Here is a 21,913-nt window from a genome sequence, read left to right on the forward strand (position 1 = left end):
AGATGGCATCGGGGATCAGCTCCGGACGAAGGCCAGCAGATCGGCATTGATGACATCGGCATGGGTCGTTGGCATGCCGTGCGGATAACCGGCATAGGATTTGAGGACGGCGCCCCGAACGATCGAAGCCGAGATCTTGCCGGTCGTAGCAAACGGCACGACCTGGTCGTCCTCGCCATGCATCACCAACGTCGGCACTGCCATCTTCTTTAGGTCTTCGGTGAAATCGGTCTCCGAGAAGGCCGCAATGCCCTGGTAGTGGGCGAGCACGCTTCCCATCATGCCCTGCCGCCACCAGTTGCGACGGACGCCTTCCTTCACATCGGCACCCTCGCGATTGTAGCCGAAAAACTGCATCGTGAAATCGTAGAAGAACTGCGAACGATTGGTGGCCGTCTGGTCGCGAACGAAGTCGAAGACATCCATGGGCACGCCATCCGGATTGCGGTCCGTCTTGACCATGATCGGCGCAACAGCGCTGATAAGGACAGCCTTGGAGACGCGCCCGGCCTTGGCATTGGCCACATAGCGGGCAACCTCGCCGCCACCCGTGGAATGGCCGACATGGATGGCATCTTGTAGGTCGAGGGCATCGGTGAGCGCCATGACGTCGGCAACATAGGTGTCCATAGTGTGGCCGGTGCCGATCTGCGAGGAGCGTCCATGGCCGCGGCGGTCGTGGGCGATGACCCGGTATCCCTTGTCGAGGAAGAACATCATCTGCCCATCCCAGTCGTCTGAGGAGAGCGGCCAGCCGTGGTGGAACATGATGACTTGGGCATCCCGAGAACCCCAGTCCTTGTAGAAGATTTCGGTTCCGTCCTGTGTGGTGATCGTGGGCATGGTCGTCTCCAATGTTGGGGTTTCAGATGATGATGTGCTCGGGTCGTTGGCGGCCGGGCGGCTGGTTAGGAACCGCGTTTTTCCGACACCCTGAAGATGACCTTGATTTCCACTTGACGAAATAGAAACATTGGAAACATATTGTTTCCTGAAATGACAATGAAAACGCGACTCCCCGATCTGGAAGCCTGGGCCATCTTCGCCAAAGTCGCCGAACTCGGTTCATTCTCGCGGGCGGCGGAAGAGCTGGGCCTGTCGAACCCGACCGTCTCAAAGGCGATTTCCCGGCTGGAACAGCGGCTGGGTTTCTCGCTGTTCGCCCGCACGTCCAGGCGCCTTTCGGTCACCCAGGCCGGGCGGTCGTCGCTCGAACGTGCGACCCGCATCCTTCATGAGGCCCGGGCGCTGGAAGAAGAGGCGTCGGAGCAGACGGATATGCCGCGCGGCCTCGTGCGGGTCAGCGCACCGCTGTCGTTCGGCACGGCGTATCTCGGGGCGACCTTGCCGCCCCTTCTAAAAGCCTATCCGGAGATCACGCTGGAATTCTCGCTGAGCGATCGCAAGGTCGATCTGATCGCCGAGGGCTACGATCTCGCACTCCGCATCGCCAGCCTGGAGGATTCGTCGCTGCTTGCCAGACGCCTTGCCACCGTGCGGATCCTTTTGGTGGGGTCGCCGGACTATTTCGACAGATACGGACGCCCCAAAACTCCCGGCGAGCTTGCAGACCATCGGGCGCTTGCCTATACGGGCGGCCCCTCCAGAGGGGTTTGGAAATTCACGCATCCCGTCCTTGGCGAGCAGATCGTCGCGCCGCCGGTCTCCATGTGGACGGATAATGTCGACATCTTGAACCCCGCCTTGCTGGCCGGCCAAGGGCTCGCCCTGCAGCCGGATTTCATGGTGTGGCGCGACCTCGAGGCGGGCAAGCTCGAAACAGGCCTGCCGGAGTGGTCGGCGACATCGCTGGGTCTCTACCTCGTCACTCCGCCCAGCCCCTTGCGGCCTCTCAGGGTCAAGGCCGTGATCGAGCATTTCACGCGCGAGTTTTCCCGCGCGCAGTGGACTGGGCCCACAGTCAGATCCTGAGGCTGCGGCCTGGACGACGGGACGTTACACCAGCATCTACTTTGTCGAAGCAAGCAGCGCCTCGATCTCGCTGCGCGTCGGCATGGCGGGCGCCGTTCCGCGTCGCGTCACCGCGATGCCGGCGGTGGCGCAGCCGAAGCTGACGGCATCGAGCGGCGCCGAACCGCGCGATATCGCGGCAGCAAAACCGCCGACGAACGCATCGCCTGCGCCCGTTGTGTCGATCACCGGTCCGTAGTTCATGGCCGGAACATGCACGGATGTGCCTGCGTCATGGTAATAGACGCCACGCCCGCCGAGCGTAATGACGGCGGCACCGACACCGCGCGCGACCAGCGCTTCGCCGGCCCGCTTCGCATCCGCGATCGTGTCGAGGGAAAAGCCGACGAGGGCTGCAGCCTCCGTCTCGTTCGGGATGATATAGTCGCACAGGTCGAGCATCGCCTCGGGAAAAGTTTCGGCGGGTGCCGGATTGAAGATCGTTGTGACGCGGGCAGCGCGGGCAATCGCAAGGGCATGCAAGGCGGCGACGGCCGGCTGCTCGAGTTGCGTGACAAACACGGCCGACTGGCGGATCGCCTCGCGCGCCGCCTCGACATCATCGACCCCGATGGTCCCGGCAGCGCCCGGATAGACGATGATGGCGTTGTCGCCGGTGCTGTCGTTGACATAGATGAAGGCCGCGCCCGTCGGCTCGTCGTCCATGATCACCAGCAGCGGCTTAACCCCGGCATCGGCATAGGTTTTCTGCGCAAGATCGCCGAATGTATCGCGGCCGATCTTGGAGATGAACGAGACCTCGGCACCGGCCTTGGCGGCCGCGACCGCCTGGTTCGAGCCTTTTCCGCCGGGGCCGACGGCAAAGCCGCTGCCCTTGATGGTTTCGCCGACATCCGGCATCCGGTGTGCCAGATAAGCTGTGTCGGCCACAAAGATGCCGAGGATCGTAACGCCTGTTCCCACCATGACCACCCCTTGTCGACGTTCAGTGTCCGCGCCGGATCATATCCGTCCTATCGCCCGTCTCGCAACTGCCAGCTTCGACGCAAGCCGGTTACTTGACGGCACCTGCCGTCAGGCCCTTGACGATGTAGCGCTCGAGGAAAATACCGATGAGGATCAGCGGCAGGATCGCGGCGGTCGAGATGGCGGCCATCGACCACCAGTTGATCCCCTGCGACCCCGTCTGGCTCGCCACCATGACCGGCAGGGTCTTGGCGCTGGAACTGGTCAGCAGGGCTGCAAAGAAATATTCGTTCCAGCAGAGAATGACGGACAGGATGAAAGCCGCCACCATGCCGGGCAACGCAATCGGCAGGACGATGCGCACGAAGGCGCCCCAGATGGAGCAGCCGTCGACCAGGGCTGCCTGTTCCAGCTCGACCGGGATCGTGTCGAACTGGTCGCGCATGATCCAGATGACGATCGGCAGCACCATCAGCGTATAGATGAGGATGAGGCCGACCAGCGTGTCGAGCAGCATCAGGTGCTTGTAGAGCACGAGGAAAGGCATGGCGAGAACCACCGGCGGCAGGATCAGTTGCGACAGGAAGAAGAAGGAGATATCCTTGTTGCGCATCCAGAGAAACCGGTAGGAAAACCGGCTGAGCCCATAGGCGGCGAGCGAGCCGATGATGACCGCAAGCAGTGCCCCGCCGGACGATGCGATGATGCTGTTCAGGAACCGCATCATGAACTCGTCGCGCACGGTCGACTGCACGAAGATCGTGTCCGGCGACAGGCCGAGCGAGCGCCAGCCTTTCCAGTCCGGGGTGAAGTCGACGAAGGGGATCATATTGCCCTGCGTCACATTCACAGCTGTCTTGAACGACGTGGTGATGGTCCAGTAGATCGGAAAGAGTGAGATGAATGCCCAGAACACCAGTGCGGCATAGATCAGAAGGCTGCTGGTAAGAAACGCCGGGCGCCGAGCCCAGAGGCCGGGCTGCCTTTCGGTGGGCGCGTGAAGGGGTTGGCTTGTCGACATCGGTCTGCCCTCAATTTGCACGTTGCATCCACCGGCTCGCCAATTTCAGGATCAGCGAGACGAAGATGATGATGACGACGAGGTAGAATTCCGCGAGCATCGTGCCGTAGCCGACATTCGAGCGATCCCGGTATTCGCGGAAGATGAAGCTCGAGACCGTATCGGTGGCGCCGCCCGGCCCGCCCGCGGTGACATTGATGACGATATCGGCGAGCTTGAGTTCGAAGATGACGCGCAGGATGACGACCGTCAGGCTGACCGGCAGCATTAGCGGAAAGGTAATTTCCTTGAAGCTTTGCCAGCCCGAGGCGCCATCCACCTTGGCCGCTTCCTTGACCTCGGATGGCAGGGCCTGGAGGCCAGCCAAAAGCAGGATCATCATGAACGGGATGGAAACCCATCCATCCATCGCCATGATCGAGGCGCGGGCCAGCGCCGGGGTCGAGAAGAAGGCGGGATTTTCCCAGCCGAGATGACGCGCCAGCGTTGCCGCCGGGCCAAAGCGATATTCCATCAGCGATTTGCCGATCATCCAACTGACGGCAACCGGGCTCAGCATCAGTGGCAGCAGGAACGCGACGCGGAAAAACTTGCGAGCCCGGATCTCGGCATTGAGCAGCAGCGCCAGTCCGAAGGCGATCGTGTACTGCACCAGCACGGAGAGAACATAATAGACCATGTTCAGCAGCGCATTCCAGAAATAGGCATCCGCAAACAGGGTGCGGAGGTTGTCGAGGCCGTTGAACTGTCTGCCGTTCGCAGCGCTGAGGTTCCAGTCGGTGAAGGCGATGTAGAGCCCGAAAACCGTCGGGAAGATCACCATCGCCACGGTGAACAGGACTGCCGGAAGCACGAATGCGGCCCGTTGTCCGGCTTCGCCACGGATCATCACCTGGGCTGCACAGAGCGCCACCGACCAGACGACATAGGCATAGACCAGCGGTCGCCAGCTGACGAGCCCAATGGCCGTCACGCCGGACGCATCGAGGATCTGCAGGATGAGCACGGCCACCAGCAGGACGCTCGCCCCGATCAGCAGAAGGCGGCCCTGCCGCGCGGACGGGCTAGGCGCCCCCACCGGCTCGATCGTGCCGATAACCGGCATATTCGCATGCGACATAAGCACATCCCTGGCTAACCCGGACAAATTCTGCAGCCGGCCGGACTCCGGTCCGGCAGTCCGTCAGGCAACGCACGCAGCGGCGCCTGACGGCGTAGGCTTCTCCGGCGAAATCAGACGCCGAGCGAGGCCTTGTAGAGCGCGATCTGTTTTTCGCGCCCGAGCTGGTCGGTGATCTTCTCCCACGCCGCCGCGATCGCATCGGCGCCGTCCTGAGGCTTCACCTGACCGGCGAACACCTTGGCCAGCTCATCTTCCGCAACGCTGTAGTACTGGAAGATGCCGGGAATGCGGGGTTCGATTGCCGCATTCGGGTGGTTGTAGGAGTTCGACTGCGAGGCGAGGTAGTTGGAGATGTAGGCCTCCTCGTAGCCGGCCGCGACCCATTCCTTGATGTCGAACTGACTCTTGCGGTAACACTGGAAGCCGGAAGGATAGGCGGCGGTCCAGAGTGCCAGGTCCTTGCCGCCGAGATGGGCAGCAGCGCTCCAGGCGGCCTTCTTCTTCTTCTCGTCGCTGTCCACCCGGGCCATCACGTAGACGCCCCAGCCGAGATAGGCCATGTTCGGCGCATAGTTCGGCCCGCTGGCGAGTTTGTCCCATGTGCCGGTCTTGGCGTTGTAGACATCGTCCGATCCGGGCAGGATGTCGAAGGCGACCGTCGTGCCGACCACGGAACTGTCGCTGGTCTGCGCGCTCTGGCCGACGTCGCCCCACCAGGAGATCATCGAGCCGGTGCCGGCAAGGAACTGCTGGAAGGCCGTCGTGCCTGGATCGGCGTTCAGCTGGTCGCCCGATTCGGATGGCAACGCATCGACCACGTCCTGGATTGCGCGCACCCAGGCCGGGTTGTTGATGCGTGGCTTCATCGTGTCGATGTCGAACAGCCAGGCCTTGTCGTCCGGGTGCTTGGCATAGGCGGTGGCGCGGCTGCCGAGGAAGTAGAAGCCGAAACCGCCCCAGGCCTTGGGCGCATCGAGGTAGCCGATGGCATCGGCGCCGGCGATCTTCTTGCCCTTCAGGAACTTGGTGACTTCTTGGACCTTCTGCCAGGTCTTCGGCACGCCCCACTCGCCTTCATGGCCTTCGCTCTTCCAGGCCTTGGCAAGGTCGGCGTCGGTGAAATAGTCGGTGCGGTAGTTGAAGTTGTGGCAGTCGCCGTCGACGGAGACGCGGTAGGTTTTGCCATCCCAGGTGCCAACCGGCGCCTTTAAATAGTCGACGTAATCGTCCATGTCGATCTGCGCCTTGACCCAGTCGGGCATGACGGAGGCAAGGCCCTTGCCGCAGACGTCACCCTCGAACGGTGCGCCCATTTCGAGAATGTCGAAGTCAACGGTGCCGGTGGCAATCGCCTGCTGCAGGCGCGGATTATAGTCGGCCTGCGCAAGGTCGATCCAGGTGATCTTGGCGCCGGTATAGTCTTCCCAGGGCTTCAGGAAGCCGCGGAAGAGGAGGTTGTGGAGGTTCTGGTTGTTGAGCCCCATGAAGGAGAGCTGGACACCGGCGAACTCACCCTGCTTGACGTTGGCCTTGGTCGCATCGAGGCACATCTGGCCGACCTTCTGCCAGTCGGCATCGGTCGGCGACCCCTTGCCGACACCCGGCACCTGCAGGATCTGCGAGCGCAGCGACGCGTCGGCCGCAAAGGCATTGCCGAATGGTGCAAGCACGCTGCCAGCGGCAGCAAGTGCCCCAAGGCCCGCGCTGGTTTTCAAAATGGCGCGGCGGCTCAGCGCCATGGCCATCATTCGTTCGTAATCGCCAACTTTCATTTCTCTCTCCTCCCGTGAAGTTGCCACGCATCGTGGCGTCTGGCGCTCCCCCTCGGAGCGCATTCATGAAAACTCAGTCGAGACGCAAGCCGCTCTGCGCATCGAAAAGATGCACCATCGCCGGATTGGGCGTCATCGCAAAGGGCTGGCCGTGTGCAGCCTCGACGCGGTCGCGAAAGACGCCGATGATCTTCTGCTGCCCGAGCCGTGCAAAGACCTGCGTCTCGGAGCCGGTTGATTCAACAATGGTGAGATCAGCCCTGACGTCGCCGCCGAGCACGAAATGCTCCGGTCGGATCCCGTAATAGGCAGGCGTTCGATCGGACCCTGCCGGTGCCCCGGAGAGCGGAAGCCGGATGCCCTCGTCGGTTTCGAAGAACGGCTCTGCGCCCGCATGGATATGGCCCCTTACGAGGTTCATCGACGGCGAGCCGATGAAGCCGGCGACGAAAGTGTTGGCCGGCTTGTCGTAGAGCGTCAGTGGCGAGCCGATCTGCTCGACCCTGCCATCCCGGAGGACGACGATGCGGTCGGCCATGGTCATGGCCTCCACCTGGTCGTGGGTCACGTAGATCATCGTCGTCGCAAGGCGGCGCTGCAGTTCCTTGATCTCGGCGCGCATCTGGACGCGCAACTTGGCATCGAGGTTAGAGAGCGGCTCGTCGAAAAGGAACACCTTGGGATCCCGCACGATGGCACGTCCCATGGCCACACGCTGCCGCTGGCCCCCGGAAAGCTGGCGCGGATAGCGGGAAAGATAGGGCACAAGATCGAGGATTTCGGCTGCCTTGCGGACGCGGGCGTCGATATCGGCCTTGCGCTCGCCGCGCATCTTCAGCGCGAAACCCATATTGTCGGCCACGGTCTTGTGGGGATAGAGCGCGTAGCTCTGGAACACCATGGCGATGTCGCGATCCTTGGGCGGCAGGTTGTTCACCACCTTCCCGTCGATCTCGATGTCACCGAAGCTGATGGGCTCAAGGCCAGCGACCATGCGCAGCAAGGTCGATTTTCCGCAGCCGGACGGCCCGACCAGAACGACGAATTCGCCGTCCGGGATTTCAACGGAAACGCCGTGGATAACCGTCAGGCTACCGTAGGCCTTACCGACATTGACGATATTCATCGATGCCAAAAACAAATCTCCTGCCCATTGAGCCGCGCTCTCCCCGCAGCATGCGATCGGTCTCGGCTACCTGCGGTGGCGAGCGCCGGATCACCGACACCCGCCCCGTGCAGTCTGCCCTGGGAGGCTCAATCACATAGCCAAAACTTCACACGTAAAATTCGAACTGTAAAGTGTAAAAGTTTGGTGAATTGAGTTTATTGCCTAAATGTCTCTCTTGAAAAGGTTCTTTTTTCGATCTTAACCTCATTGCAGATGCAGGAAAATGGATAACCTGGATTTCACTGCGGTGCACACTGGGCCCGGATTGCATGCATCACGATTATTGTGTACTTCGTGAAGTCATGGAAAGCTTTTTCGGGAAGGAACAGCCATGCTCAAAGGCATAGATCCGGTCATCAGCGCGGAACTCATCCACGTTTTGATGCTGATGGGTCACGGCGATACGCTTGTCGTCTGCGATATCAACCATCCGGCCCAGACGATCGCACGGCAGACGACCCATGGCCAGTTGCTGAACATATCGGGATGCGGTCTGGCGCGGGCGACTGAAGCAATTTTGACGCTGATGCCGCTGGATACTTTCGTCGATGCCCCCGTCAAGCGCATGCAGGTGGTCGGCGATCCCGACGGTCAGATGCCGATCTTTCCGGTGATGCAGGCAGTCTTCGATGCGGCGCAAGGCCGGCCCATCACCGTCGAGGCGCTGGAGCGATTTGCGTTCTATGATGTCGCCAAGCGCGCCTTTGCCATCGTCAGGACGTCCGATCCCGGACCTTACGGCTGCTTTATTCTGACCAAGGGCGTCATCTAGCCCCGCTCGCTCTCAGGCGTCGAGACCAGCAAAGCGGCCGCCTCGTTGGCGTGACGCAGCGCGATCTCGATCTCATTGCCCGACGCCATGCCTGCGGCCAGCACGCCGATGAATTCGTCGCCCGCACCGTGGGTGCTCTCGACCTTGATCGGCAGGGCGGCCATGAAAGCCTCCTTGCCATCGGCGTCCGCATAGGCAACCCCTGCTCCGCCGGCGGTCACCACCGCCTGCCGGAAGCTTTTCGACAAGAGCCGCGCGGCGGCGAGAGCGCCTTCCAGCGTCTCGACCACCGGCACGCCTGCCAGCATTTCCGCCTCGATCCCGTTGACGACGATGACATCGACAAGAGACTGGAGCTCGTCCGACAGGGCGCGCGCCGGGGCTGCATTGAGAAGCACCAGGCCGCCCGCATTCCTGACGGCCCGCGCTGCAGCGACGTTGGCCGCATCCGGCACCTCGTTCTGCAGGACCAGGACCGTTGTCTTTTGCAGCACGTTCGCAGCAGCGGCGATATCGTCATCGCCGAGCGTCAGATTGCTGCCGGAGACGATGACGGCACCGTAGTCGCCGTCGGCGTCGAAGATCGCGACACTCATGCCGGTGGACAGCGACGCTTTTCGCCGTACGAACCGGGCGTCGACCTTTTTACGCTCGAGGTTGGCAAGCAGCGCATGGCCGAAATCGTCATCGGCGACAGCGCCGATCATGGCGGTCGCAACGCCGGTGCGGGCGGCAGACACTGCCTGGTTGCCCCCTTTACCGCCGCTCTTCGGGTGCCACGACACGCCTGTGATGGTTTCGCCCTTGCGCGGTCGCGCAGGTCCATTGACGGCGATATCGTAATGCAGGCTTCCGAACACGGTCACGAGGGGCAAAGACGTCATAAAGGTCGCTCTTTCCGTTTGGATGTAACTGCGGACATGGTCCGGTCGAGGTTTCGTTCGGCAGCCTGATAATCGCGTTGGGCGACCGACACGAAGATGGCGTCGAGGATATTCAACTGCGCTATGCGGGCTGCAGCATTTTCACCCATCAGCGGCGAACCCTGTGCGGTCGAACACAGCACCACGTCTGCAGATTGCGCCAGGGCAGAAGAATTGTAGTTGGTGATGGCAATCGTCCGGGCGCCGTTGCGGCGCGCAAGCTGGATCGCCTCGATCACTGCCGTCGTATTTCCCGAATGGGAAAACCCGATGGCGATATCGCCGTCGCCGAGCAACGAGGCCGACATCAGCATCATGTGGCTGTCGTCGAACATATTCGCCCGCACGCCGATCCGCAGGAATTTGTGCGCAACATCCCGGGCAATCTGTGCCGATCCGCCGACGCCGTAGAAATCGCGCTGCCTTGCGCGGTGTATGAGGTCGGAGGCCCGATCGAACGCCTCCATGTCGAGGATCGACAGCGTTTCCTCAAGCGCATTGATGGATGTTCGGAACACCTTCTGGACAATTTCCTGAGACGTATCGTCTGCCGACAGTTCCTGATGCATCTCCGCCGTCGGCTGGCGGTTGTACTGGCTAACGGCGGTGCGGAAATCACGGTACCCTGCAAATCCGAGCTTCTTGGTGATTTTCACCACCATGGCTTCCGAGACGCCGGCATCGTCGGCGATCTGCTTCAGCGACGTGCTGTCGCTGAAGTCACGGAGGGCAAAGACGGTATCGACGACCTTTGCTTCGAGTGGCGTCAGCAGCGGCATCATCATTCGGATGCGTGGGCCAACAGCCTTAGTATCGAAGCTTTCGGTATTCATCCTCGTCCCCTTGTGGCGCGATCGATCATCATTGCGACAAGGATTATAAGGCCAGTGGCGAGCAGTTGATAGAAGGCCTGCACATTCATCAGGGTAAGACCGTTGCGCATCGCGCCGAGGATGATCGCCCCGAGGATTGTCCCAAGCACGCTCCCCTTGCCGCCCATCAGCGAAGCGCCGCCAATGGCAGAGGCCGCAATCGCGTCGAGTTCCCAGAGATTGCCGAGGATCGGTTCGGCAGCACCGAGGCGGCCGACAAGGATCAGGGCAGCCAGGGCCGCAAGCGCGCCGGAGATGACATAGGCGGTGATCTTGGTGCGGGCGATGGGGACGCCGGCGACGTAGGCTGCTTCCTCGTTGCCGCCAACGGCCAGGAGATATTCGCCGATCGGCGTCTTTTTCAACAGGATCCATGCCGCAACTGCCACGACTGCGACGATCCAGACAGGCGTCGGCAAGCCCAGGAGGTTGCCATTGAACAGGCTGCGGAAGCCGACAGGAATGCCGAGCACGGGATTGCCGCCGGTGTAGATCAGCGCAATCGCCCTGTAGGTGCTGAGCGTACCGAGCGTGACGATGAACGGCTGCAGCCCGACATAGGCCACAAGCACGCCGTTGATGAAACCGCAGACGGCGCCGATGCCGATGCCGGCAAGGATCGCCAGCGGGATCGGAACGCCGGAAAGCAGCATTGTTGCCGATATCACGGCCGCGATGGCAGCCGTCGGGCCCACCGAAAGATCGATGCCGCCGGAGATGATGACCAGGGTCATGCCGAGCGCGAGGCAGGCATTGATGCTGGACTGCTGCAGGATATTGACGAGGTTGCGTTCGGAGATGAAGCCCGGGACGATCGCTGCAAACACCGCCAGAATGACGATCAGTCCGATCAGGGTGCCGGCGTCACGCAGCGAAAAGGAGAAGCGGCCGAACCCGGAGGAAAGCTTTGTCGCATCGGCGGGTGACGTATGGTTCATGTTGAGCTCCTATACTTTTCAGCGCTCACGCAGCCGGAGCTGACATGGGGGATTGACTGACGCCGGGAATGGCATGGGCGACGATGGCGCTTTCGGACAGATCGGCGCGCTCGATCTCGGCGGCAATCCGCCCCTCGCGCATGACAAGCACCCGGTCGGAGAGACGAATGACTTCTGGCAGCTCGGAGGAGACAACGATGATCGAGTGACCGTCGGCGGCCAGGGCCTCGATCAGCTGGTAGATTTCCGACTTCGCTCCGACATCGATGCCGCGCGTGGGTTCGTCGAACAACAATATGTGCGATTTGGCCGCCAGCCAGCGCGCAATGATTGCCTTCTGCTGGTTACCGCCGCTGAATAGCCGAATGGGCCGGTCCAGCTGGAAAGGCCGCAGGTTGACACGGCGCAGCAGGTCGGTCGCAGTCGCCCGAAGCTTGCCATTGCGGATGATACCCGCCTTTGAAAAGCTGCCCAAGGACGCAAGCGCCATATTGTTGGTCACCGAGCGACCGGGAATGATGCCTTCGCGCTTGCGCTCTTCTGGCACAAGGCCGATGCCGGCAGCGATGGCGTCGCGCGGGCTGCGCAGAGGAAGCGGCTTCCCGTCGATTTCGACCGAGCCCGAGATGATACGGTCAACGCCGGCGAGCAGGCGCAGCAGTTCGGTGCGTCCGGAGCCGACGAGCCCGGCCACGCCGAGCACTTCGCCCCGGTGCAGCCGAAACGAGGCATCGCTAATCTTGGTCGCCGAAGACAGGCTCTTGGCCTCGAGCTTCACCGTGGTCGTGGCATGCGACACATGCTTTTCCTGCATCAGCTGGCGGCCGACCATCATGGTGATGACATCCTGGTGGGATGCCGTGCGGATATCGACGCGACCGACCAGCTTGCCATCGCGCATGACGCTGGCGCCCTGACAGATCTGGAACACTTCGTCCATCTTGTGCGAGACGTAGATGATCGAGACGCCGGTCGCGGCAAGATTGGCGATGACCTCGGCGAGCTTTTCGAACTCGCTGGGTGTCAGGCTCGAAGTCGGTTCGTCCATTGCGATGATCTTGGCGCGGTCGAGCAGCGCACGGCCGATCTCGACGATCTGGCGCTGGGCGACCTTCAGCGTCGATATCGGCGCTGCCGGATCGATGGTCGGGTCGATCATCGCCAGCGCTTCGGCGGCCCTGCGTTCCTGCTCGTGCCGTGCGACGAAAATGCCGCCGGCCTTGGTCAGGGGATGGCCGAGAAACATGTTCTGGGCGACGCTGAGATGCGGCACCTGCTGCAGTTCCTGGTGGATCATGGCAATGCCGGCCAGGCGGGCGTCGGACGGGTTGCGGAAGGAGACCGCCTCGCCATCAACGAATACGCTGCCGCTGGTTGGCCGGAACACGCCGGACAAGATGCGAAGAAGCGTGGATTTTCCGGCGCCGTTTTCCCCGAGAAGCCCGTGGATTTCGCCCGGCGGAACATCGAAGGATATGTCCGACAGGGCAAGGACGCCGGGGAACGACTTGGATATGGATTCAAATCTTAGTCTGGGCGTCTGCGTCATGTCTCGGCACCTCTTGTACTCGGAGACGCCGGCCATTGCTGGCCGGCGTCGGATAACTGGCCGCTGAATGTCAGGGAGCCTTGGCCGCGTCTTCCATCAGGACGGCGCGGATGGCGGTGTCGTCACCCTGGTAGCGTGCGATGTTGTCCTTGGTGATCAGCGCCTGGGGCGTTGCGACGACGCGCGGAACCTTCTGGCCGGCAACAAGCCGCAGGGCGGTTTCCAGAGCGACTTCGCCGGTTAGAACCGGGAAGCTGTCGACGGTGCCGGTGAGTTCGCCGGCCTTGATCGACTTGTAGGCGTCCGAAATGCCGTCGGTGCCGAAGACTGCGACCTTGCCTTGGAGACCGGCCGACTTGACGGCCTCGACGATGCCGAGCGCCATGCCGTCATTGTTGGCATAAAAGCCGATCAGATCGGGATGCTGCTGCAGGATGTTGGTGGCAGCGTCGTAGGACGTCTGGCGATCCCAGTTGCCTGGAACGCTGGCAACCACCTGGAACTTGCCGTTCTGGGTGATCGTCGACTTGAAGCCGTCGGTGCGCTGCACGGCAGCGTAGACACCGGCCTGGCCTTCGACGATGGCAACCTTGCCACCTTCAGGGCGGTTCTCGATGAACCACTTGGCGACGCGGGCGCCATTATCGCGCTGGACGTTGCCGACATAGTGTTCCGCCTGTGGAATGACGGCATCGTTGACGTTGACCACTGGAACATTGGCCGCTTTTGCCTGCTCCATTACCGGCTGCAGGTTGGCATCGGTCTGGGGCGATACCAGCAGCACGTTGAAGCCCTGCGTAATCAAGCCTTCGGCAATCGTCAGCTGGCCGAGCTGGTCACCCTCGCTCTGGGCTGCCTGGTAGGCGACGGAAACGCCCATCTTTTCGCCGAACTTCTTGTAGCCATCGCCGAGCGAGCGCCAGTATTCGTTGGTCAGCGTCTTGGAGACGGCGCCAGCCTTGGTGCCAGCGGCTGGCTTGGGCAGCGGGCCTAGCTTCGCATCGAGCTGCGACCAGTCGATACGGTCCTTCTCGGTGTCCGAATTCAAGGGCGCCAGTTCCTGTGCCATGGCGGCGCTGAACAGCAAGGTCGCCGCCAAACCGCCGGCAAGCGTGGTTTTCAGAAAAGTCTTCATCGGTTCCTCCCGAATATGAAATGGAAACAGCAGCGTCTGCGCTGCGGAGATTGCGTTATGCTCCCGCGCCGAACATCAATTCCTGGATGACGGCTTGAGCGGAAACAGCATCCTGTCGGTCAATCGCGCCGGACAGGCGATTGTCCTGCTCGAGGCGATCCACGACCTTCAGCATCCGCTGCACGGTCTGGATATTCACCTCGCATTCGTGAACCGGATCGAGCCCGGTCATGTCTGGGAACGTGTCGAAATAGATGGCGCCGTCATAGCCGTCCTTGCGGATCTGGCGCAGCAGCTCGATGGTCTGCAGCGTATGAACCGCGCCCACCATCAGGCCGTCGTCGCGCTTGGCGTAGCCATCGTTCAGGTGCACACCGAGCACGCGGCTGTAGCGGGCGATCAATGCTGCCGCGAAGGCCGGCTGCTCGTCGGCATAGAGCACGTGGGCGAAGTCGAGCGTGACGCCGAGGTTTGGCATATCGACGTCCTTGATCGCCAGCAGCGTCGTCGCGCAGTCGGGCATCAGGCTATAGGAACGGGGCTCGTTCGGCTTGTACTCGATGCTGATCAGGCAATCCTTGTCATGCTCGCAGACTTCACGAATACCGTCCAATTCGTATTTCCACAGCGTGGCGTAGTCGGCCTGGAACGCGTAGTCGAAACCGTCCTGGCCAAGCCAGATGGTCATCAGGTTGCTACCGGCTTCACGCGTTGCGTCGATGCCTTTTTTGGTCAGTTCGATCGCTTCACGACGGACCGCAGCGTCAGGATTGGTGAAAGCGCCGATCTTGAAAGCCGGGTTGGTATAGTAGCGCATAGCAAAGCCGTTGATGGAAAGGCCGAGATCGTTGATCTTTTTGGCCAGCTCGCGGGGATTTTCCGAAACGTGGTCGGGGTAGTTGAGATCCAGATCCGTCAGGCCCTTCACCTTCGCGGCCCGGGCGACCATCTGCGAAACGGTTGGCTTGCCGGAAAGGTCCGGCCATTCCGCCTGCGGCCGGGAAGCAAATGAATTGAGGCGGGTGGCGAATTTCAACTGGGTCACTGGACTACGCTCGCATCGTTATCGACCGCGTTTACTTCACATATTTATGTTTTTTTGTAAAGTTATGAAATGTTGTGCTGTGCAACAAATCGCTCTTGCGCCGCCGCGCGGCGTGCTTCTTCTCAATAGGCGTTCACAAATGTCATCCTGCACGCGGAGCATTTGGCCCTTAGCTGAAGTCTTCTGTCGAAGGGCTTGCCCGGTCCTGTGTGGTCGCTGGGGACGTTTTGACAATCGGCGCCCTTCCAAGTCTTCGACTTCTGGACGGGAACGTGGCACTCCGCATGCCGGTCGGCTTCTGCGCCGGGAACCACGCGTCCTGCCGCGCCTTCCTGCGGGGTAGCATCGGGGTTGCCGTCACGACAAGGGAAGCGAAAACTTGCATACTCTGGAGGACAAGGCGGCGGAGCTTGACGAGTACAGGCTGCCTAAGGATTCCAAGCTGCCGTTCAATCCCTTGCATCCGGTTCACACGGTCCAGAAGCACGGTGTCAGCCGACGGTTCCTCGAAGACAGCGTTTGCAAGGGCGGCGACGGCAGCCTCGTGCTCTTGCCTCTCAACGCGCCGAGCCAGCGTTCGGGCGAGGACCGGCAGCGGGCAGACCCGCTATCGGCGGCTGACGCCTGGAACTTGGGATACATGAAGGCAGCCTCCCGCGACCTGAAATTTAGCTCCACGTCGCCTGCATAGCAGGCCGGACCACGTCGTGGGATCGACGCGGGTTCTGGTTACCTCGGCCAGGAATGCTACCAGACCTTCGATCCTGGGTTCGGTATCGACATCTGACTTCCAGACGGGGCGCCTCAGACAGGTGATCGCCTTCTCATGCCGAGGGTGACGCTGAGCATGAAGATGGAAACGTTCTTGAATCTCAGATTCGTCGACACAAACACCTCATTCGCTTCAGATCGATGCCGGAGAGGTGACACGCACTGAACCGAAGGAGGATGATCCACCTGAAAGGCCGTGTTGAATTTTCTTATCACCAGGACAGAAATCGGGCACGATCGCTGTTTGGATGGCGCCCATAGTGCTAGCCGACCCGAAAGCTCGGTGTTTTGGCTACCTCTATGGCCGGGCTTGTTTTTGTATTTAAGCCGGAACCCATCAGACCTTCGCCCGTTGGGCTTAGCGCGTTCTAGGCGTTGAGCCGAGCGCGATGCACTCGCCGAACGACCTTCATCACTCTACCACGTGCCGAGCGTTCGCTCGACAAGGCGGAAATTCCATCATTGCGGAGCAGATTCAGATGTCCGAAGAACGAGACCTAGAAATTGCAAAAGAATACAGATCGCGAGGCGGCGTAGGCCGATTAATGGAAGATGGTGAAACAATAAGCAGAGACGAGGGCTTGGACCCACCGGAAGCAGACCAATATTGGGAGGAATTTATCAATCCCCGCGTGGATGCGGGGGATCACCATGGCATTTTCCAGCACTTGCGCTGACGGGCGTCGCTGAGGCGCGAACCCACACCCACATTCGTAGCGATCGTGTCCCCCACCGTGGTGTCGCTGACGAGGCGCCAGTGTGTTCCGTTAGGGTCGGGTTGCTTAGAGCCAACCTGAAGGATACCACTGATGGGCCTGCGGGGCGTGAAGCTGGCCGTCTCCGATGCGCACGAGGGTATCAAGGCAGCCGCGTCGAAGGTGCTCTCCGCCACTTGGCAGAGGTGCCGTCTTCCACTTCGTGCGTAACGCCCTGGCCAATGCCGGAAAGAGCGGACGGCGTGTCGTGTCCGCCTTCATCGCAACGGCCCTTGCCCATGACACTCCCGAAGCTGCAAGCACCAGTGGCGCAATGTCGCCGACCAGATCAGGTCGAAGGTGTCGAAAATGTCCAATATCATCGATAGCGCTGAGCATGACGTGCTCGCCTACATGACCTTTCCCAGACAGCATTGGGCAAAGCTTCATTCGACAAACCCGATCGAGCGCCTCAATGGTGAGATCAAACGGCGCACTGAGGTCGTCGGCATCTTCCCCAACACGATGCCATCGTCAGATTGGTCGGTGCCCTTACTGCTTGAGCAAAATGACGAGTGGGTCGTTCAGCGATCCCGATACATGACACTTGAGACCATCGCCACAATGAGCGATGATCCGCTCATTAGCCTGCCAGACGCAAGCTGATCCATTCCCGGCTCTGTCCGGAAGGCACGGCGACAGCCGGAGCTACACCACAACATGGGACACGATGTTCGTAGTGGCACGTCGCAGCTGTTTGCTGCGTTGGACGTTGCCACTAGCGCTGTGATTGGCCAGTGTTACAAACACCACCGAGCGAGCAAACTCCTCGACTTTCTGAATGCGGATTAATGCTGACGGATAGAAGGGATGCCGACTGTTCCCATTGCTTCTGATGTTTAAAAAAACTCTGGTGCTGCGGTCGCTCGATAATCCCTCTGACGCACGCAGCCACACCGTTATGGCGGGCATAGCTCAACGTCGGCCTGCAAATTTGCTTAATGAATTAAAGCTATGATGCATATATCCTTGCCGAATAAATGCCGCCTTGCCGAAATTGTACTAGGACTTCTGAATGAAACTGGACTGGACGCCAACCGGCTGGACGCGGGTCATCGCTGGCACGATCTCCATCACACTGGCGTGCGTAGGCATTTCAGTGTTCGTTGACTCGTTCAATTTCGTGAACTTGACGGACGAGGCAATAAACCGCTCGCTTGTCGTGGATATCCTTCTGCCCGTATGCTTGGCTGGCCCATTGCTTTTTCTCTTGTTGAGGAAAGTTCAGCAACTCGCAATCTCCCACCGCGAACTGACCATCACAGCATCGACAGACAGCTTAACAGCGGTCCTAAACCGAGGCGCATTCACTCTTCTGGTCGAAAGCTATCTGGCAAGAGCCGAGGAGCAGGTTACGCTGCGTTCCGGTTCACTCCTCTTGATAGACGCCGACCATTTCAAAGCTATCAACGATACTTTCGGGCATCAAAAGGGCGACGAAGCTCTGAAGATCATCTCGCAGAGCATTAAGCTTTGCCTCGGACCAGCGGACCTTGTCGGCAGGGTTGGCGGCGAGGAGTTCGGCGTTTTTCTGCCAGGTGCGGCGGTGACGGAGGCATCCAAGATCGCCGAGCGTATTCGGTCGACAATCCGAAACGCCCAGTTTCCCGCCGGAAACGACACAAACCCGCTTTCGGTGAGCGTCGGAGGCGTCACCTTCCAACGCCCCGCTTCGTACGACGAACTGTTTTCCATTGCGGACCAACACTTGTACCTCGCCAAGGCTAGCGGCCGAAACCGGGTCAATATTGTAACCGGGTGAATACCAGTGTGCGCAATCGAACGCATCGCTGCCTCCGTCCGGTCCGGGCAACTTGGCGAATGCAAGCGCCCCAAACCCAGCCGTTAACCCCTGAACTTACCTTCGTCCATGTCGGCGGGGTCATAGTTCAGCTCCCAGTCTTTCTTCCGCTCCTTGCCATCGGGTGCCTTGTTGACCGTGGCGTCGTCCGAGCCCGTGAGGACACGCGGCTTGGCACTTGCGACACCATTGTTGTCGCTTGATTTGATGAGCTTGCGGTATTGGCCGGCGGCGTCTTCTTGGACATCGGCAGCCTTGGCTTTGCTTGGGTTGTCCGGGTTGGCCATCTCTTACCTCCATCGTGTCCACAGCAATTACACAGCTCCAACCTGTGTTCTGCCCAATGGTTCCCCAGTCCTCCGGGAACTGAAACCACAGTTGCTGGTTGATTCTGGCCAAGGAGGAGGAGAGGATGAATATCGACAGGGACGGATGGATCAGCAAACGCGCTTACGCCCTCTGGGAGGAGGCCGGCAGACCGAACGGCAGGGATCACGAAACGTGGTGCAAGGCTGTTGCGGAATACGAAATGATGATGAAAACGCGGGCATCAGTTGACGGAGCAGAGATTCTGCAGTTTCGCGCGCGCGCCAGGACCGGACATTCGGGAACCCGGTTCAGATCGCAGCTGGGTGCAACCGGACGATAATGCGACGTCCCAGCCGCATGCTCGTTCCGAGCCCCCATTCACTGGGGGCTTGCGTCTGTCAACGTCAGTGCATCATAAAGCTCGGCTCATTGTCCTTTCGGACCATGTCGGAGTAGAGAAGCGAGCGGATACGTTCGAGCTCTCGCACCTTGATGCGTTCCTTGTGCAAGACATCAGCCGTGACATCGCGCCAGCCGCTGCTGTCCTCCCCCGTCATCACCCGTCCCCCCGCGTCAAGGAATTCGCAAAATTTCGCTGCCGACACGATGCGGCCTGACAGTTCGGCATAATGATTTGCACGGCGGCTCATGGAGACCTCGATGCTGTTGGAAACGCGCTGGCGTCCCGGTGATCACTTCCTATAATGCCCTATGGTATCCATGGGACTTAGCCAAAACTTTGTTCATCATCAATTAAGGTTAATTTTAACGGGCAGCGCATTCTACCCCGTACGCGACAAGGAATATGACTGATGGAACTGAAGCCGCCGCTGCCGCCTGGCTACTCGACCGTATCGCCTGGCCAGATTGCAAGCGTCGTCACGTGTCTGGAGATGCGCCAGCGCCCGGAAATCAGCGTCCCGGAGCAAGACGGCATGTCATTTCAGCGCTGGAAATCGCCGTCCCTCGGCGAATATCGTGCACTATACCGAGCGGTCGGCGAAAACTGGCTGTGGGTATCGCGTCTCGAGATGCCGGACGACGAACTCACCGCAACCCTCGCGGATCGCGATGTCGAGACCTACTATCTCGAAGCCGGTTCGCAGAAGATCGGCTTCCTTGAACTCGACTTTCGCGAAGCGGGCCAGTGCGAAATCGTCTATTGCGGGCTTGTGGCCAGCGCTATCGGCCGAGGTGGCGGACGATACCTGATGGCCAGTGCGCTGAACGCCGCCTGGTCGAGGGACATCGATCGCCTATGGTTGCATACCTGCCACTTCGATCATCCATCAGCTTACGCATTTTACTGTAGGTCTGGTTTTAAGCCGTTTCAATTTATGGTCGAAATCATCGCCGATCCGCGGCTTTCAGGCTCGATACCGAAAACTGCCGCTCCGCATGTCGCGCTGCTTGAAGCATAGGCGGTCTCGCAATCGCGTTTTCGGATTTGCGGCCCTAGAAAGCATCCAGCTCCTTGCGACACGCGACAGCGAACTCTTCGAGGACGTTCATATGACCGCTGCGAGCAAGAAGACGGAGCTCTGACAGGCTCCGGTTCGGCGTCATGTACTCGCCGACGATGGCGTCCATGACCCGCTCGCCGGCGTCGGTGACAGCCTTTGACGCCACCAGGTGCATGCGGGCGAGGATCGCATAGATCATGACGATATCGCCTATATCGTCCTTCTCGTGACTGAGAGCATCACCATATAATCTGGCAGCCTCCGACAGGAACCCTTCGAAAAGCGCTTCACGACGGGTGCGATTGGCCTCGCGCCGTTTCTCTTTCACCTGTGACGACAGGGTGATCCAGGACGTGGTGAATGACGTGACAGAACCCACCAATGCACCAGCCAGGCCGAAAAAGGCCGAAACATAAGCAGCGTCCACAAGGACCTCCTATTCAAATGAGGTGCCCGCCCGCAGCGACGTTACCGCGGCGTCACGACGCTCGAGGCCAGTTTGAACGGGCTCGATACCGCAAAGCCTGCCGCGTCGAAGACGAATGCGCCAACCCGCGCAGCCGATGGCTTTCTGTCCAGCATTTCAAGCTGCCGACCGAACCGGGCAAGCGATGCAAACCTGTCATGTCCCACGCCGTCGGTGGCCTTCAGGGAGCTCAGGTCGACAACCCGGATGTGGTTCTTGACGGCCTCCTGCTGAATAATCGGATCGCTGATATCCAGCCGTCCGATCCGCGGTCGCTCAGCACCCAGAAGGCTGGATACCTCAAGGGCGCGGTCGTCCTTGGAGATCAGCAGGGTGAGCGGAGAAGGCAGTTTGCCGATCTCCTTCATCTGCGACTTGAAGACGTCGAGGTCGATGTCGGGCGAGGCAAGCACCACCTGCAACTTGGCGATGACGTCCTCACGATGCTCGAGCCTCAATTGGCGCACAACCTCCATGACGAGAAAGCCGCCCATGCTGTGGCCGAAAAGAACGATGCGCTTGACTTTGTCTGCCGATGAAAGGGCTTTGACGACAGTTTCAAGATCATGCCGGGAATAGAGCACAGCGTCCTTGTCAGCCACATATCCGACGACCGATGCCTGCGACGGCCAAGAAAACATGATGGGACTGTCGAGCCCTGAATCGGTAATCATTTGTGCTTCCCGATAAAGCGCTTCCTGGAAAGAATTATTGTAGCCATGAACATAGACTTCGACGCTTCCGTCGCTGCCGACGGAACGAGCCGCAGCGGCGGTGAAATCGCCCTCGGACAGGTCTTGACGTTTCGTCACCACGAATTGCTTTTGCGGATCCGGGCGATCCGTGGGGTACTCGATCGCCGAGACCTTATGGGCTGGCGGCACCGACATCTCATAGCTCTGATAGGCGACGGTCTCGGACCAGTTGACCCCGTAACCCTTTGAAGGCCCGAGCGCGTTGCGGTTTGTCGCAGTCAAGAGAACGATGCGTTTTTGCGGGAGGTTGGTCAGCCGTGCTGGGTCGAGAACGGCGGCGGATGGCCGGGACGCACAGCCGGAAAGGCCTATAGCCATTACGACCGTCAATTGCACCGCGCGGCGGTACGATCTGTCTGGAAACATCATGGAGGCAC

The 21,913-nt window shown here is 60.4% G+C and carries 23 protein-coding genes and 2 pseudogenes; 9 read left to right on the plus strand and 16 right to left on the minus strand.

Going from position 1 to position 21,913, the window contains the following annotated elements; all coding sequences use genetic code 11:
- Window positions 1-15: 15 nt before the first annotated feature.
- A complete protein-coding gene (locus tag EQW76_RS21755) occupies window positions 16-843 on the minus strand; it encodes an alpha/beta hydrolase (RefSeq protein ID WP_142831285.1) in 828 nt (275 codons plus the stop codon).
- A 159-nt stretch (window positions 844-1,002) separates the two neighbouring features.
- Between EQW76_RS21755 and EQW76_RS21760 the strand changes: the two genes are divergently transcribed.
- Entirely contained in the window at window positions 1,003-1,932 is a 930-nt protein-coding gene (locus EQW76_RS21760; RefSeq protein ID WP_143123236.1) for a LysR family transcriptional regulator, read from the plus strand.
- Window positions 1,933-1,968: 36 nt separating this feature from the next.
- Here the strand turns inward: EQW76_RS21760 and EQW76_RS21765 are convergent, their stop codons facing one another.
- The 5 genes from EQW76_RS21765 to ugpC all read right to left on the minus strand — a co-directional run bounded on the left by EQW76_RS21765 (window position 1,969) and on the right by ugpC (window position 7,949).
- A complete protein-coding gene (locus EQW76_RS21765) occupies window positions 1,969-2,895 on the minus strand; it encodes a ribokinase (protein WP_142831340.1) in 927 nt (308 codons plus the stop codon).
- Window positions 2,896-2,986: 91 nt separating this feature from the next.
- Window positions 2,987-3,919, minus strand: a complete 933-nt coding sequence (locus tag EQW76_RS21770; protein WP_142831287.1) for a carbohydrate ABC transporter permease — start codon at window positions 3,917-3,919, stop codon at window positions 2,987-2,989.
- A 10-nt stretch (window positions 3,920-3,929) separates the two neighbouring features.
- Window positions 3,930-5,024, minus strand: a complete 1,095-nt coding sequence (locus tag EQW76_RS21775; RefSeq protein ID WP_143123249.1) for a sugar ABC transporter permease — start codon at window positions 5,022-5,024, stop codon at window positions 3,930-3,932.
- Between the two features lie 128 nt (window positions 5,025-5,152).
- Window positions 5,153-6,814 (minus strand): sugar ABC transporter substrate-binding protein, encoded by a 1,662-nt coding sequence (locus EQW76_RS21780; RefSeq protein WP_142831288.1) that lies wholly within the window; start codon window positions 6,812-6,814, stop codon window positions 5,153-5,155.
- Between the two features lie 73 nt (window positions 6,815-6,887).
- Window positions 6,888-7,949, minus strand: a complete 1,062-nt coding sequence (ugpC, locus tag EQW76_RS21785) for a sn-glycerol-3-phosphate ABC transporter ATP-binding protein UgpC (RefSeq protein WP_143123237.1) — start codon at window positions 7,947-7,949, stop codon at window positions 6,888-6,890.
- 364 nt (window positions 7,950-8,313) lie between these two features.
- Here ugpC and EQW76_RS21790 point away from each other — a divergent pair, with 364 nt between their 5' ends.
- Window positions 8,314-8,754: an RbsD/FucU domain-containing protein gene (locus tag EQW76_RS21790; protein WP_142831290.1), complete on the plus strand. Its 441-nt coding sequence runs from the start codon at window positions 8,314-8,316 to the stop codon at window positions 8,752-8,754.
- Here EQW76_RS21790 and EQW76_RS21795 read toward each other — a convergent pair.
- From EQW76_RS21795 to EQW76_RS21820, 6 genes are all read right to left on the minus strand, one after another.
- A complete protein-coding gene (locus EQW76_RS21795; protein ID WP_143123238.1) occupies window positions 8,751-9,638 on the minus strand; it encodes a ribokinase in 888 nt (295 codons plus the stop codon). The genes EQW76_RS21790 and EQW76_RS21795 overlap by 4 nt on opposite strands.
- Window positions 9,635-10,510 carry a MurR/RpiR family transcriptional regulator gene (locus EQW76_RS21800; protein WP_142831292.1) on the minus strand — a complete coding sequence of 292 codons (876 nt, stop codon included), beginning with the start codon at window positions 10,508-10,510 and terminating at the stop codon, window positions 9,635-9,637. The genes EQW76_RS21795 and EQW76_RS21800 overlap by 4 nt, the downstream gene beginning before the upstream one ends.
- Window positions 10,507-11,487, minus strand: coding sequence for an ABC transporter permease (locus EQW76_RS21805; RefSeq protein ID WP_161991074.1), 981 nt, complete (start codon window positions 11,485-11,487; stop codon window positions 10,507-10,509). Before EQW76_RS21805 ends, EQW76_RS21800 begins: the two co-directional genes overlap by 4 nt.
- Window positions 11,488-11,512: 25 nt before the next feature.
- Window positions 11,513-13,036 carry a sugar ABC transporter ATP-binding protein gene (locus tag EQW76_RS21810; RefSeq protein ID WP_143123239.1) on the minus strand — a complete coding sequence of 508 codons (1,524 nt, stop codon included), beginning with the start codon at window positions 13,034-13,036 and terminating at the stop codon, window positions 11,513-11,515.
- 70 nt (window positions 13,037-13,106) lie between these two features.
- Window positions 13,107-14,171, minus strand: coding sequence for a substrate-binding domain-containing protein (locus EQW76_RS21815; protein ID WP_142831294.1), 1,065 nt, complete (start codon window positions 14,169-14,171; stop codon window positions 13,107-13,109).
- Between the two features lie 55 nt (window positions 14,172-14,226).
- The gene (locus EQW76_RS21820) at window positions 14,227-15,207 is read right to left on the minus strand and encodes a sugar phosphate isomerase/epimerase family protein (protein WP_161990991.1); all 981 of its coding nucleotides are present in this window, start codon (window positions 15,205-15,207) and stop codon (window positions 14,227-14,229) included.
- A gap of 388 nt (window positions 15,208-15,595) precedes the next feature.
- Between EQW76_RS21820 and EQW76_RS21825 the strand changes: the two genes are divergently transcribed.
- From EQW76_RS21825 to EQW76_RS21845, 5 genes and pseudogenes are all read left to right on the plus strand, one after another.
- Window positions 15,596-15,907 carry a hypothetical protein gene (locus EQW76_RS21825; protein ID WP_142831296.1) on the plus strand — a complete coding sequence of 104 codons (312 nt, stop codon included), beginning with the start codon at window positions 15,596-15,598 and terminating at the stop codon, window positions 15,905-15,907.
- A 559-nt stretch (window positions 15,908-16,466) separates the two neighbouring features.
- Window positions 16,467-16,664: a hypothetical protein gene (locus EQW76_RS21830; protein ID WP_143123240.1), complete on the plus strand. Its 198-nt coding sequence runs from the start codon at window positions 16,467-16,469 to the stop codon at window positions 16,662-16,664.
- A gap of 132 nt (window positions 16,665-16,796) precedes the next feature.
- Window positions 16,797-17,348 (plus strand): annotated as a pseudogene (locus tag EQW76_RS21835) (transposase).
- A gap of 66 nt (window positions 17,349-17,414) precedes the next feature.
- Window positions 17,415-17,522, plus strand: a pseudogene (locus tag EQW76_RS29900) (IS630 family transposase); the annotation flags it as partial.
- A 235-nt stretch (window positions 17,523-17,757) separates the two neighbouring features.
- Complete coding sequence (locus EQW76_RS21845; RefSeq protein WP_142831297.1) at window positions 17,758-18,504, plus strand: GGDEF domain-containing protein; 747 nt, start codon at window positions 17,758-17,760, stop codon at window positions 18,502-18,504.
- Between the two features lie 83 nt (window positions 18,505-18,587).
- Here the strand turns inward: EQW76_RS21845 and EQW76_RS21850 are convergent, their stop codons facing one another.
- Window positions 18,588-18,830, minus strand: coding sequence for a hypothetical protein (locus EQW76_RS21850; RefSeq protein WP_143123241.1), 243 nt, complete (start codon window positions 18,828-18,830; stop codon window positions 18,588-18,590).
- Window positions 18,831-18,955: 125 nt separating this feature from the next.
- On the opposite strand from EQW76_RS21850, the gene EQW76_RS21855 reads away from it, so the two are divergent.
- A complete protein-coding gene (locus EQW76_RS21855) occupies window positions 18,956-19,192 on the plus strand; it encodes a DUF2934 domain-containing protein (RefSeq protein ID WP_143123242.1) in 237 nt (78 codons plus the stop codon).
- Between the two features lie 64 nt (window positions 19,193-19,256).
- On the opposite strand, the gene EQW76_RS21860 is transcribed toward EQW76_RS21855, so the two are convergent.
- Complete coding sequence (locus tag EQW76_RS21860) at window positions 19,257-19,502, minus strand: hypothetical protein (RefSeq protein ID WP_142831300.1); 246 nt, start codon at window positions 19,500-19,502, stop codon at window positions 19,257-19,259.
- Window positions 19,503-19,745: 243 nt separating this feature from the next.
- Here EQW76_RS21860 and EQW76_RS21865 point away from each other — a divergent pair, with 243 nt between their 5' ends.
- Complete coding sequence (locus EQW76_RS21865) at window positions 19,746-20,273, plus strand: GNAT family N-acetyltransferase (RefSeq protein ID WP_341798994.1); 528 nt, start codon at window positions 19,746-19,748, stop codon at window positions 20,271-20,273.
- 34 nt (window positions 20,274-20,307) lie between these two features.
- Here EQW76_RS21865 and EQW76_RS21870 read toward each other — a convergent pair whose 3' ends face one another.
- Window positions 20,308-20,742, minus strand: a complete 435-nt coding sequence (locus EQW76_RS21870) for a hypothetical protein (protein ID WP_142831302.1) — start codon at window positions 20,740-20,742, stop codon at window positions 20,308-20,310.
- 41 nt (window positions 20,743-20,783) lie between these two features.
- Window positions 20,784-21,854, minus strand: coding sequence for an alpha/beta fold hydrolase (locus EQW76_RS21875; protein WP_244615468.1), 1,071 nt, complete (start codon window positions 21,852-21,854; stop codon window positions 20,784-20,786).
- Window positions 21,855-21,913 lie beyond the last annotated feature (59 nt).

It is taken from the genome of Rhizobium sp. rho-13.1, assembly GCF_007000305.1.
GTDB lineage: Bacteria > Pseudomonadota > Alphaproteobacteria > Rhizobiales > Rhizobiaceae > Rhizobium > Rhizobium rhododendri.